Here is a 13188-nt window from a genome sequence, read left to right as displayed (position 1 = left end):
ACAGGGCGGCCGCCGCGCCCCTCGATGTTCAAGACCATGAACGACAATCACGTACACAACCGTTGACGTGTCCGCAACACAGTCGTAGCTTGCGTGGGTGAAAGCGCTTTCCCTTCCCGCGGCTCACCCATGGCTCATCGACGATCCGGAGACCCACGATGCTTCGCAGACCCGTCATCGCCAGTGCCGGCCTCCTGGCCGGAACGCTCGTCGCCCTGTCCGGCAACCCGGCCCAGGCCGCCACCACCCGCTACGAGGCCGAATCCGCCCCGGCGAGCTGCACGGGCACCGTCGACTCCGACTGGTCCGGCTACTCGGGCGCCGGGTTCTGCAACGGCACCAACGCGGCGGGCGCCCACGCCCAGTTCACGGTCGACGCCCCCGCGGCGGGCACGGCGACCCTCCGGGTGCGCTTCGCCAACGGCACCGGCACGCAGCGCCCCGCGAACATCGTCGTGAACGGCACGACGGTCGCCTCCGCGCCCTTCGAGGGCACCGGCGCGTGGAGCACCTGGGCGACCCGGGAGTTCGAGGTGCCCCTGCGGGCCGGCGGCAACACCGTCCGCCTCACCCCGACCACCTCGGCCGGCCTGCCCAACATCGACTACCTGGAGGCGGAGACGGACGGCGGCACCACCACCCCGCCCCCCACCACCGGCACCCTCCACGTGTCCCCGAACGGCACCGACGGCGCCACCGGCACGGCGTCCGACCCGACCACGCTCACCTCGGCGCTCACCCGAGTCGCCCCCGGCGGCACGATCTACCTGCGGGGCGGCACCTACCGCCACTCCCAGACGGTCACCATCCCCCAGGGCAACGACGGGACCTCGGCCGCCCGCAAGACCCTCGCCGCCTACCCGGGGGAGACCCCGGTGCTGAACTTCTCCGCCCAGAGCGAGGACCCGGCGAACCGGGGCCTCGCGGTGAACGGCTCGTACTGGCACGTCAAGGGCCTCGTCGTCGAGCGGGCCGGCGACAACGGCATCTTCGTCGGCGGAAGCAACAACATCTTCGAGCGCACCGTGACCCGCTTCAACCGGGACACCGGCCTCCAGCTGTCCCGGATGCTCTCCAGCACGCCCAAGGCCCAGTGGCCGTCGAACAACCTCGTGCTGAGCGCGGTCTCGCACGACAACGCCGACTCCGACGGCGAGGACGCCGACGGCTTCGCCGCGAAGCTCACCTCCGGCCCCGGCAACGTCTTCCGCTACGCCGTCGCCCACAACAACATCGACGACGGCTGGGATCTCTACACCAAGTCCGACACCGGCGCGATCGGAGCGGTGACCATCGAGGACTCCCTCGCCCTCGAGAACGGCACCCTCAGCGACGGCTCCCAGGCGGGCAACGGCGACCGCAACGGCTACAAGCTCGGCGGCGAGGACATCGAGGTCGACCACGTCGTCCGGCGCAGCATCGCCTACGGGAACGGCAAGCACGGGTTCACCTACAACAGCAACCCGGGCACGATGCAGGTGTCGGACAACGTCAGCGTCGGCAACGAGGAACGCAACTTCAACTTCGACGACGGCGACTCAGTGTTCCGGAACAACACCTCGTGCGACAGCGGGTCCAAGGACCGGATCATCGGCAACGCCGACGGGACCAACCAGTTCTGGTCCGGCTCGAACGGCTCCCGCTGCTCCGCGTACGCCGGAGCCCCGCGCTGGTCCTTCGCCGCGGACGGCCGCCTGGTGGTGACCTTCACGGGGTGACGGCGCCCCCTCGCCGGCGCCGGCACCGACGTCGATGCCGACGCCGGCGAGGGGCCGGGGGCGCCTACCGCAGCGCGTCCCACTCCGGGCTGAGGGCGATCTCCCTCAGCTGCCGCACGGTGAGCGCCGGGGCGGAGCGCGTCGGTTCGCCCTGCAGCGTGGCGCTGTTGAAGGCGCTGACCACCACGCGGAACCCGTCCTCGCCGGCGCGCAGGGTGTCGGCGGTCCACATCACGACCCCGGGGACGCGGTCGTCGCCGGGGCCCTGCCGGGTGGCGACGCGGGTGCCGTCGGGGAGGGTCTCGGCGGAGCCGTAGAGCTGGTCGGCGACGTCGTCCATGCCGTGCTGGACGTTGATCTGCACGAGGCTTGCGCCCTTGCCGTCGTCGACCACGACGTAGGCGTACTCGCTCTCCTGGCCGCCCTTGCCGGTCACCTCCACGCCGTCGGGAATCAACCGGGCGAGGGTCGCGCCGACCGTGTCGCCGGGCACCCCGGGTGCCTCCTCCGCGGGGCTCGGCCGCCCGGTCGGCTCCGGGATCGCGTCCACGACCCCGTGCCACACGTCGGCCGACACGACCGCCTTCATCTGCGCGGGGGTCAGGGGCGGCTCGGGGCGGCTGACCGCCGCGCCCTTCTCCGCCGGGGCGTTCCACTCGTTCAGGGAGACGTGCTGTCCTTCGGCCGTGACCAGTTCGGCGTGCCAGCGCTTGGTGTCGGCCCGCCGGTCCGGATATTCGTAGCCCTGGAACAGCATCAGCACCGACCCGTCCGGCAGCCGGCTCGTGGTGCAGCTGTCGTGCGGCACGGTCACCTGGTCCGGACACCGGGTCGCGTCCCGGGCCGCGCGACCGCCCGGCTCGACCTGGCGCATGCTCAGGCCGATGGCGGCCGCGCCCGCTCCGTCGTCGTACACGAGACGTGCCGACGGGCCCAGCGGGTGGTCGGTGCCCCGGGCTTCCTCCTGGCTGAACTCGCCCTTCGGCAGCAGCTCCTCGAGCGCACGGAGGATCCCGTCGCCGGAGACGGGGGCCGGAGCGGGTGCCGCCGAGGCGGTCGCCGACGGGGCGGTGGCGGGCGCCCGTCGGGTGTCGGGCGCATCGCCGGGAACGACGAGCAGGCTCCCGCCCACCCCGACCGCGGCGATACCGGCCGCGCCGCCCACCACGGCGGCCCGCTGCCGCAACCGGAGCCGTCGCCGGCCACGGGTCTCGCCGGCGGCGGCCAGCGCGGACCGGTCGGTGTCGAAGCGGTCGCCGGTCTCGTGCAGGGCGGCCACGAGCCGGTCCTCGAAGGGTTCCTGGTGCCGGGTTCCGGGCATGGCGAACCACCCTTTCCTCAGGTGTGCGCGGGAGGGAGTGAGCTGGTGAAGCGGTACGGATCAGGGTCTGGCGTACTCCGCGAGGTCCTCGCCGAGCAGCTCACGCAGCCGGCCCAGCGCCCGCGAGCACCGGGTCCGTACGGCCGCCGAGCTGACGTTCATGGCGTCGGCGGTCTCCTCGACGGACCGGTCCTCCCAGTACCGCAGGACGACGACGGCCCGGTCCTTGGCGGGCAGCCGCGCGAGCGCGTCCAGCAGCGTCAGCCGCAGCGAGGGGTCGCCGTCCCCGGAACCGGGCAGGTCCGGGAGCACGTCCGTCGCCCGCTCCCGGCTGCTGCGCCGCCGGTGGTGGGCGAGGAAGGTCCGGGTGAGCACGGTCTGCGCGTACCCGGCGGGGTTCCCCACCCGCGACACGCGTCCCCACCGCACGTACAGCCGTCCGAAGGTCTCCTGCACGAGGTCCTCGGCCAGATGCGTGTCCCCGGCGGTGAGCAGACAGGCGGACCGGTACAGATGCCCGGCCCGCGCCACCGCGAACTCGGCGTACTCGTCCGCCCGCCTCTGCCTCATGTCCGTCTTCCCCCGTGTCCGCCGCGGCCGCGCCCTGCTTCCACTTCACTGATGCGGTGGACCCCGGGAAATGTTTCATCCGGATCCCACCACGACCGGATCGGCTACGAGACCGCCGGCGCCACGGCCCCCGAGGGCACGGTGGTGGGACCCGGAAGAGGCGGACGGGGAACGGGAAGGCCCCCGGTGCCTGAGGCGGCACCAGGGGCCCGGGTCGGACCGATCGGAGCTACGGCAGCGCGTGCACGTGGGCGCCGACCGCGTTGGACCAGGCGTTGCCCGCCGTCGCGTCCCAGTTGGTGGACCAGGTCATCGCGCCCCGCAGATCGGGGTAGGTCCTGGACGGCTTGAAGGAGCCGCAGTTGCTGCCCTTGGTGAGGCAGTCCAGGGCGGCGTTCACCACCGACGGCGCGACGTGGCCGCCGCCCGCCGCGCGGGTGGAGGCCGGCAGGCCGAGGCCCACCTGGGAGGCGTCGAGGCCGTTCTCCAGCTGGATGCAGGCCAGCGCGGTGAGGAAGTCGACCGTCCCCTGGGAGTAGACCTTGCCGTCGCAGCCCAGCATCGAGCCGCTGTTGTAGTACTGCATGTTGACGACCGTGAGGATGTCCTTCACGTTCAGCGCGGTACGGAAGTACGAGCCCGAGGTCGACTGCATGTCGATGGTCTGCGGCGCCATCGTGAGGATCATGTCCGGGCCGGCCTTCGCCGACAGGGCGCGCAGGGCCTGCGTCATGTAGGTCGGGTTGAGGCCGTTCTCCAGGTCGATGTCGACGCCGTCGAAGCCGTACTCCTGCATCACGGCGTACACCGAGTTGGCGAAGTTGGTCGCGGAGGCGGAGTCGTTCACCGAGACGGTGCCCTTCTCGCCGCCGACCGAGATGATGACCTTCTTCCCGGCGGCCTGCTTGGCCCGCACGTCGGCCTTGAACTGGTCGACGGTGTAGCCGCCGAGTCCGGCCGAGTCGAGGTTGAAGGTGACCGCGCCCGGCGTGGTCGTCGCGTCCGCGAAGGAGACCGCGATGATGTCGTACTGGGACGAGACGTCGGAGATCCGCTGGACCGCCGCCCCGTTGTTGAAGTTCTGCCAGTAGCCGGTCACCGCGTGCTTGGGCAGGTCGCCGCCCCCGCCGCCGCCCTGCTCGGTGGTGCGGGCCGTCACGGCCGTCGACTTCACGGACTCGCCCGCCGCGTTCGTCGCCGTGACCTGGAAGGAGTACGAGGTGGCCGCCGCGAGGCCGGTCACCGTCGCCGAGGTGCCGGTCACCGCGGTCACCTTCGTACCGTTGCGGTAGACGCTGTAGCCGGTGGCGCCGGAGACCGCGTTCCAGGCCAGGGACGCCGACGACGAGGTCGTACCGGTGACGTTCAGGCCCGCCGGGGCGCCCGGCACCGTGGGTCCGGGACCGTCGCCGCCCCCGCCGCCGTCCGGACCGAAGACCGACAGGTCGTCGACGTGGTAGGCCGCCTGCCCGTACCAGCCGTGGGTGTACACCGTCACCGAGGTCGTCGAGGAGCCCGTGGTGAACCTGGTCGACAGCTGCTTCCAGGAGGCCGAGTCGGGGGTCCAGGTGGACACGTCCGTCGTGCCCGTGCCCGTCACGCCCAGGTAGGCGTACCCGCCCTGCACCCAGGCGCCCAGGGTGTACGTCGAGCCGGGCTTGACCTTCACCGTCTGGGAGCAGCGGGCGTTGTCCTGGCCGTTCGGCGTGGCCTTGAGCGCGGCCGAGCCGCCGTGCACCGGCGAGGAGACCGTCGTGCCGCTGTTCGCGGTACAGGTCCAGTCACTCAGTCCGGCCTCGAAACCGGCGTTCTTCGCGTTGTTGACGTCGGCGGCGGACGCCTGGCCGACGGCCGTGACCGAGAGGGCGAGGGCGGCGGTGACGGCTCCCGCCCAGAACTTCGTCCGTCTGCCGGGCCGTCTGCGTACGGGCTCCATGAGGGCCTCCGCTGGGGGTGTGGGGGCGTTGCGGTGTGTCCGCCCAAGGTGGTCCAGACCAATTGAGGGTGTCAAGAGGTAGGTCCGGACCAAGTTGGCCGTCGGGTCGCGGAGTTGGCGTGCGTCGGGAGGGGAAGGCCGGGTGGGAGGGGAGGTGGCCGGGAAGGTGACCGGAGAGACGACCGGGGAGGCGGCCGGAGAGGCGACCGGGAAATGCTCAACCTGTCCTGATTTGGCGCACCTTGTACATCACAAGTTGTCCCACAGCTGTAGGAAACGCTGTTCTCCGGTCACAGGCGCGTGGATACAGTGCTCAGGTAGTCACGCAGTGAAGTCATCCGGGTGTGCCGGAGTAACGCCGGTGGACCGACGGGCATGGGGAGACGGGGAGCCGCGCGTGCCAACTGCCATTGCCGTGACCAGTGCCGACATGGCGCTGCCGCCGCACGACGAACGGACGCTGCCCGCGGTCGTGCTCCAGGACGTGGACCGGCGTCCGCTGGACCAGGTGCTGGCCGAGCTGCAGTCCCTGGTCGACCTGCACGGGCACCTGATCGTGGTGTGCTCCCGGGCCGTCCCGACGAGCGTCGAGCGGCGGCTGCACACCGTCCGCGCCCTCCTGGAGACCGACCGCATCGCCCTGTTCCGCCCACCGCTCCCGCCGCTCGGACTCGCCGTGCTGGCCCGCCAGTTGCGCCAGCTCGCCTCCTGCGACCTCAGCCCCGGCGTGCTCGCCTCGGCCGGCCGGCTGCTCACCCACTACCTCCACGCCGGTGCGCTCCTCGGCTCCGTCGCCCGGCTCGACCACGTCCCCGTCGGCCTCAAGTCGCACGCCAGGTCCTGGATGCCCGGCAGCCAGTTCGGGGTCGTGGCGCACCCCGTGCCGCAACTGGTGAGGATCGGCCCGGAGGCCGCCCTGGACGGGCCCGAGTTCGGCACGTGGCTGCTGGTCGCCAAGGGGCAGCTCCCCTCCGACTGGGTCACCGGCACCCTCGCCCCCTCCTGGCGCGCGCAGGGACTGCGCGAGGCGCCGCTGCCCGCCGAGTCCGCGCGCTGGTGGGGGACCGGGAAGCTGACCGAGTTCTGCGCCTACCTGCCCGACCTCTCCGTCCTGTACCAGCTGGTCACCTCGGTGCGGCAGAGCCGGTGCCACTGGTGCGGCATCGACGTCATCGGCGACCGCTGCGTCTTCTGCTCCGCGACACCGCCGGAGTACGAGCGGCGGCCCGACTCCGGCCGCTCCCTCCAGCACCGGGAGAGACGCGCGCTCACGGGATAGGCCCGCACGGCATTCGCTCCCGCCCGCCCCGCCATCCGATCCGGCTCGACCGATTCCCCCAATGAGGTTGCACGGTTCATGAACTCCCGTCAGCGCCGCGGCATCATCCTGCTGATCCTGTCGGTCCTGTGCGCCCTCGGCGCCTTCGCCGGCGTGCTGTCCGTCGTCAACGACGTGAAGTCCAAGGTCGGGCCCGAGGTCACCGCCTATCGGCTCAAGAACGAGGTGCAGCCCTACACGCCGCTCGACGCGGGGCAGTTCGAGAAGATCGAGATGCCCGAGCGCTGGCTGTCGGAGAACGCCGTCACCGACCTCGGACAGGTCCGCGGCAAGATCGCGGTGACGACGCTCAAGGCGGGCTCGCTGCTCCAGAGCGACATGATCGTCGACCAGCCCGCCCTGCGGCCGGGGCAGCAGGAGGTCGCCATCATGATCGACGCGGCGACCGGCGTCGCCGGCAAGATCACGCCGGGCTCCACCGTCAACGTCTACGCCACCTTCGAGGGGGCCCGCGAGGGCGACCCCGCCCAGTCCAAGATCATCGTGACGAACGCCCGGGTCATCGACGTCGGCGACCTCACCGCGCTGAAGCCCGACGAGGACAGCCGCGACCGCGAACCGACCGACGCCGTCCCCATCACCTTCGCCCTGTCCACCATCGACGCCCAGCGCATCACCTACGCCGAGTCGTTCGCCCAGCGGGTCCGGCTCGCGCTGGTGGCGCCCGGCGGCGGCACCACGGTCCCGGACAAGGACCGGACGTACGAACTCGCGAAGGACAAGTGAGACCCGTATGCCCACGAGGATCCTCCCGGCAGTCGGCGACGCGGACGCCGTACGGTCCGTCACGACCCTGCTCAGCCAGCTCCCCGACGCCGAACCGGTGGCCCCGGTCGTCGACTCCACCCAGCTCGTCGACACCCTCGCCCGGCTGGCCGCCGAGTCGGTCGACGAGCTGCCCGAGGTCGTCGTCGTGCACGAGCGCATCGGCCCGGTGCCCGCCCTGGAGCTGATCCGCGAGGTCGCCCTGCGCTTCCCGGCCGTCGGCGTCATCCTCGTCACCTCCGATCCCGGTCCCGCCCTCTTCCAGGCCGCCATGGACCACGGCGCCCGCGGCCTGGTCGCCCTGCCGCTCAGCTACGAGGAACTCGCCAGCCGCGTCCACGCGGTCGCCCAGTGGTCCGTGGGCGTCCGCAGGCACCTGGGCAGCGGCGGCGACGCGCTGACCGGGGCCGGCGGCACCGTGGTCACGGTCAGCGGCGCCAAGGGCGGGGTGGGGACCTCCCTGACGGCGATCCAGCTGGCCCTCGCCGCCCAGGCGTCCGGCCGCCCCACCGCCCTGGTCGACATGGACCTCCAGACCGGCGACATCGCCTCCTACCTGGACGTCCAGTTCCGCCGGTCGGTCGCCGACCTCGCCACCATCACCGACATCTCCCCGCGCGTCCTGGCCGACGCCGTCTTCCGCCACGACACCGGACTCGCCCTGCTGCTCGCCCCCGGCGAGGGGGAGCGCGGCGAGGAGGTCACCGACCGCGCCGCCCGCCAGATCGTCGGCGCCCTGCGCTCCCGCTACGAGGTCGTCGTCATCGACTGCGGCGCCCAGCTCGGCGGGGCCGGCGCGGCGGCCGTGGAGACGGCGGACACGGCACTGCTGGTCACCACCCCCGACGTGGTCGCCGTGCGGGGCGCCAAGCGGGCGGTGCGGATGTGGGACCGGCTGCAGATCCGCAAGGCCGAGGAGACCACCGTGGTCGTCAACCGGCACACCCGCAGCACGGAGATCCAGCCCGCGCTGATCCAGAAGATCACCGGCACGCTGGTCGCCGCCACCGCCGTCCCCGCCAACTTCAAGGAGCTCCAGGGTGCCGTGGACGCCGGCCGCGTCCACGAACTGGACAGCCGGAGCACGGTGAAGCAGGCCCTGTGGGCCCTCGCGGGCGAGCTGGGCCTGGTCCGGGCGGCCGAACCCGACCGCAAGGCCGGCCGGTTCCGCGGCGACCGGGGGGCCACGGGCGCCCGACGGCGGAAGGACGGCGGGGGATGAGCGCATCACGGGCCCGCGTCCGCGGCGAGGCACTCCGGCGTGGAGACCGGGGCCGCGTCCGTGGCGAGGTGTTCCGGCGTGCGGACCGGGGCCTGGGCCGCGTCCGTGGCGAGGTGTTCCGGCGTGGAGACCGGGGCCTGGGCCGCGTCCGTGGCGAGGTGTTCCGGCGTGCGGACCGAGGCCTGGGCCGCGTCCGCGGCGAGGTGTTCCGGCGTGCGGACCGGGACCGGGGTCAGGTCACCGTCGAGTTCCTCGGCATGCTGCCGACCATCATCGTCACGCTGGTCGTGCTGTGGCAGCTCGCACTCGTGGGATACACGTACACGCTCGCGGGTAATGCTGCGGACGAGGCGGTACGGGCGGCGACGGCCGCCGACCCGGGGGCCCGGCAGAGCGCCTGCCAGGAGGCGGGCCGGGACAAGCTGCCGGGGGCGTGGGAGGGGGGCGCCGGCGTGGACTGCGGGACCGGAGGCGGGTACGTCACCGCCGACGTACGCATCGAGGTGCCCATCCTCTTCCCTGGCACGGTCAGCTTCCCCTACACCGTGCACGGGCACGCCGGTGCCGTCGAAGAGGAGGAGGGCGACTGAGATGCCGTACTCCGTGCTGCCGTACTCCGTCCGCGCCCGGGCGAGAGACCGGGGCCAGGTGGCCATCGAGTACCTCGGCTTCCTCCCGATCCTGATCATCGTCGGCATGGCCGTCGTCCAGCTCGGTCTGATCGCCTACACCGCTCAGCAGGCCGGGACCGCCGCCCGGGCCGGCGCGCGCGGGGCCTCGCTCGACCGGAGCGCGGAGGCGGCGTGCGGGGTGGCCGTCAGCGGCTGGCTGGCCGACGGCACGCACTGCACGGAGTCGCAGGGCGGCGACGAGGTGACGGTCACCGCCACCGTCGACATCCCCTCGATCGTGCCCGGCTGGGACTTCGGGGACGCCACCAGGACCGCCACCATGCCGCTGGACCACTGACCGAGGAGCCGGAGACGCATGAGCCTGCGCGCACGCATCCACTCCCCCGAGGAGCACGGCAGCCGGGGCGAGGACACACACCTGGTCGCCTCCTACCGGACCAAGCTCCTGGAGGAGATCGACCTCGCCGAGATGAGTTCGCTGGCGACGGCCGAGCGCCGGGCCCGCCTCGAGAGGGTCCTCGGCCACATCATCAGCCGTGAGGGCCCGGTCCTCTCCACCGTCGAACGCTCCCAGCTGATCCGCCGGGTCGTGGACGAGGCCCTCGGCCTCGGCATCCTGGAACCGCTGCTGGAGGACGCCTCGATCACGGAGATCATGGTCAACGGCCCCGACGCGATCTTCGTCGAACGCGGGGGACGGGTCGAGCAACTCCCGCTGCGCTTCGCCTCCGAGGACCAGCTGATGCAGACCATCGAACGCATCGTCTCGACGGTCAACCGCCGCGTCGACGAGTCCAACCCGATGGTCGACGCGCGCCTCCCCTCCGGCGAGCGCGTCAACGTCATCATCCCGCCGCTGTCCCTGACCGGCGCCACCCTCACCATCCGCCGCTTCCCCCGCTCTTTCACCCTCCAGGAACTGATCGGCCTCGGCTCGCTCGACGAGCACATGCTGTACCTGCTCGCCGGCCTGGTGCGGGCCCGCTTCAACATCATCGTCTCCGGCGCGACCGGCACCGGTAAGACCACCCTCCTCAACGCCCTCTCCGGCCTGATCCCCGAGCACGAACGCATCATCACCATCGAGGACTCGGCGGAACTCCAGCTCCAGCAGGCGCACGTCATCCGCCTGGAGTCCCGCCCGCCGAACGTCGAGGGCCAGGGCCGCGTCACCATCCGCGACCTCGTCCGCAACTCCCTGCGCATGCGGCCCGACCGCATCGTCGTCGGCGAGGTCCGCGGCGGCGAGTCCCTGGACATGCTCCAGGCCATGTCGACCGGCCACGACGGCTCCCTCGCCACCGTCCACGCCAACAGCGCCGAGGACGCCCTGATGCGGCTCCAGACCCTGGCCTCCATGTCGGACGTCGAGATCCCCTTCGTCGCCCTGCACGACCAGATCAACAGCTCCGTCGACGTCCTCGTCCAGCTCACCCGATTCGCCGACGGCGCCCGCCGCATCACCGAGATCGCCCTGCTGGCCAGCCACGGCGGCGAGCCGTACCGCCTGGCCACGGTCGCCCGCTTCAACGCCCGGCCGATGTCCGCCGACGGCCGCGTCGACGGCGGCTTCGAGTACTACCCCCTCCCGCGCCGCACCGCCGAACGCCTCTACATGGCGAGCCAGCCCATCCCGCAGGCCTTCGGCGTGGCCCACACCGCGGACCAGCTCGCCACCCGAGAAGCCAGGTAGGAACCGAACCGATGGAAACCGAGTAGGTACCGCCCGATGGAACTGGACACGCTCGTCACGCTCACCACCGGCATCACGCTGCTCACCTGCACCCTGGCGGTCGTCGGCCTGCACTCCTGGGCCGCCGGCAAGGCCCAGCGCGACGCCCTGGTCGACCGTCTCTCCGCCACGGGCCGGCTCACCCCCTCCGGCCGTCCGCGCCGCTTCCGGACCCTGGACCGCCGCCTGCGCCGCACCAAGCTCGGCCGGCAGCTGGAACTGCGCCTGGCGGCCACCGGTCTGGACGTCACGCCCGGTGAGTTCTTCGCGTACATGCTCGCGGCGGTGGCCGGCCTGTGGCTGATCGGCCAGGCCGCCCTCGCGCCCTTCTTCGGCCCGCTCGCCGGCCTGCTCGGCATCGCGGTGGCGGTGCAGTTCCTCAACTGGCAGCGCCAGAAACGCATCGAGAAGTTCATCAACCAGCTCCCCGAACTCGCCCGCATCCTCGCCAACGCCACCCAGGCGGGCCTCGCCCTGCGCACCGCCATCGGCATGGCCGCGGAGGAGCTGGAGGCCCCGGCGGGCGAGGAACTCGGCAAGGTGGCCGACCAACTGGCCCTCGGCGCCTCGATGGACGACGCCCTCGGGGAACTCGGCGAGCGACTCCCCTCCCGCGAACTCGTCGTCCTGGTCACCACCCTTGTCCTGTCCAACCGCGCGGGCGGCCAGGTGGTCAGCGCCCTGCGCAACCTGACGGAGACGCTGGAGGAGCGCAAGGAGACCCGGCGCGAGGTCCGCACCCAGCTCTCCCAGGTCAGCATGACCTCGTACGCCGTCCCCGTCCTGGGGGTCGGCTCGTTGTTCCTCATGAACGGCGTCAAGGACGGCGCCCTGGAACGCATGACGGGGTCCCCGGCCGGCCAGGCCGCGGTGATCATCGCCTTCGCGCTCTACGCCGTCGGTTTCGTCCTCATCCGCCGCCTGTCCCGCATCGACGTCTGAGGAGGTGACGCCATGACCTTCGGTCTCCTGCTCGCCCTGCTCATGGCCCTGAGCGTCTGGGGGGTCTTCGCCGGCATCCGCATGTACCGGGCCGACGCCAAACTCCCCGGCGACCTGGCCCTCGCGCTGGAGGTCGGCTCCACCCGCACCGGCGCCGTCGACTCCCTCATCGACCGCATGGGCATGCGGTACGCGCCCGCCGTGCTGCGCCTGATGGGCCCGGCCCTGGTCGCCCGGTACCGCCGCCGCATCGACCTGGCCGGCAACCCCGGCGGCCTGACCATCGACCGCTACGCCGCCCGCCGCGCGGTCTACGGCTTCCTGGGCGCGCTGGGCTTCCTGGTCTTCCTTCTCCGTGGCCAGTTCGTGGTCGCCCTGCTCCTCCTCGCCTTCGGCGCGTTCTGGACGGAGGTCGGCATCTGGTCGGCGATCCGCATCCGCAAGGACGTCATCGAGCGGACCCTCCCCGACTTCCTGGACGTGCTGGCGGTCGTGGTGAGCGCGGGCCTCGGCTTCCGCCAGGCCCTGGACCGCGTGGCCACCCACTACGAGGGTCCCTGGGCCGACGAACTGCGCATCACCCTGCGCCAGATGGACCTCGGCATGAGCCGCCGCGAGGCCTTCGCGGAACTGCGCCGGCGCAACGACTCCGAACAGGTGGCGATGTTCGTCACGGCCCTCCAGCAGGGCGAGGAACTGGGCGCGCCCATCGTCGACACCCTGGTCTCGCTGGCCAAGGACATGCGCCGCACGGACGCCCAGAACGCCCGACGCAAGGCCGCCCGCGCGGTCCCCAAGGCCACGATGATGATCACGACCTTCATGGTCCCGGCCACGATGATCCTCCTCGGCGCAGGCCTGATCCTGGGCTCGGGGACGGACTTCGGCACCATCACCGGGGAGTAGGGGAGGTGGACCAGGTGGACCACATGCCGGCCACGCGACCGGGGACGAGGGAGGAAGTCAACCAACAGAGTGCGACTGCACACGAAACAAAGGAATCAACACCCC

The 13188-nt window shown here is 72.0% G+C and carries 12 protein-coding genes; 9 read left to right on the top strand and 3 right to left on the bottom strand.

From position 1 onward, the window contains the following. Window positions 1-158: 158 nt before the first annotated feature. Window positions 159-1718 (top strand): CBM35 domain-containing protein, encoded by a 1560-nt coding sequence (locus tag AC07FV_RS18875; protein ID WP_479088539.1) that lies wholly within the window; start codon window positions 159-161, stop codon window positions 1716-1718. Between the two features lie 64 nt (window positions 1719-1782). Here AC07FV_RS18875 and AC07FV_RS18870 read toward each other — a convergent pair whose 3' ends face one another. From AC07FV_RS18870 to AC07FV_RS18860, 3 genes are all read right to left on the bottom strand, one after another. Then, window positions 1783-3039 (bottom strand): hypothetical protein, encoded by a 1257-nt coding sequence (locus AC07FV_RS18870; protein ID WP_479088537.1) that lies wholly within the window; start codon window positions 3037-3039, stop codon window positions 1783-1785. Window positions 3040-3099: 60 nt separating this feature from the next. After that, the gene (locus AC07FV_RS18865) at window positions 3100-3609 is read right to left on the bottom strand and encodes a SigE family RNA polymerase sigma factor (protein WP_479088535.1); all 510 of its coding nucleotides are present in this window, start codon (window positions 3607-3609) and stop codon (window positions 3100-3102) included. 229 nt (window positions 3610-3838) lie between these two features. Further along, on the bottom strand, window positions 3839-5545 hold the full coding sequence (locus tag AC07FV_RS18860; protein WP_479088533.1) for a chitinase: 1707 nt from the start codon (window positions 5543-5545) through the stop codon (window positions 3839-3841). A gap of 430 nt (window positions 5546-5975) precedes the next feature. Here AC07FV_RS18860 and AC07FV_RS18855 point away from each other — a divergent pair, with 430 nt between their 5' ends. The 8 genes from AC07FV_RS18855 (at window position 5976) to AC07FV_RS18820 (ending at window position 13083) form a co-directional block, all read left to right on the top strand. Next, window positions 5976-6824 carry a hypothetical protein gene (locus AC07FV_RS18855; protein ID WP_479088613.1) on the top strand — a complete coding sequence of 283 codons (849 nt, stop codon included), beginning with the start codon at window positions 5976-5978 and terminating at the stop codon, window positions 6822-6824. Between the two features lie 78 nt (window positions 6825-6902). Beyond that, complete coding sequence (cpaB, locus tag AC07FV_RS18850) at window positions 6903-7610, top strand: Flp pilus assembly protein CpaB (RefSeq protein ID WP_479088531.1); 708 nt, start codon at window positions 6903-6905, stop codon at window positions 7608-7610. A 7-nt stretch (window positions 7611-7617) separates the two neighbouring features. Further along, window positions 7618-8871 carry a CpaE/TadZ family protein gene (locus AC07FV_RS18845; protein ID WP_479088529.1) on the top strand — a complete coding sequence of 418 codons (1254 nt, stop codon included), beginning with the start codon at window positions 7618-7620 and terminating at the stop codon, window positions 8869-8871. A gap of 257 nt (window positions 8872-9128) precedes the next feature. Continuing rightward, complete coding sequence (locus tag AC07FV_RS18840; RefSeq protein ID WP_383648310.1) at window positions 9129-9461, top strand: pilus assembly protein; 333 nt, start codon at window positions 9129-9131, stop codon at window positions 9459-9461. Window position 9462: 1 nt separating this feature from the next. After that, the gene (locus AC07FV_RS18835; protein ID WP_479088528.1) at window positions 9463-9840 is read left to right on the top strand and encodes a TadE/TadG family type IV pilus assembly protein; all 378 of its coding nucleotides are present in this window, start codon (window positions 9463-9465) and stop codon (window positions 9838-9840) included. 18 nt (window positions 9841-9858) lie between these two features. Next, window positions 9859-11196, top strand: a complete 1338-nt coding sequence (locus AC07FV_RS18830; protein ID WP_479088526.1) for a CpaF family protein — start codon at window positions 9859-9861, stop codon at window positions 11194-11196. Window positions 11197-11232: 36 nt separating this feature from the next. Further along, window positions 11233-12177: a type II secretion system F family protein gene (locus tag AC07FV_RS18825; RefSeq protein ID WP_432879993.1), complete on the top strand. Its 945-nt coding sequence runs from the start codon at window positions 11233-11235 to the stop codon at window positions 12175-12177. A 12-nt stretch (window positions 12178-12189) separates the two neighbouring features. After that, a complete protein-coding gene (locus tag AC07FV_RS18820) occupies window positions 12190-13083 on the top strand; it encodes a DUF5936 domain-containing protein (protein WP_479088524.1) in 894 nt (297 codons plus the stop codon). Window positions 13084-13188: the final 105 nt, after the last annotated feature.

The sequence above is a fragment of the Streptomyces sp. NPDC045956 genome (genome assembly GCF_056430705.1).
This window is presented reverse-complemented; position numbering and strand designations above follow the sequence as displayed.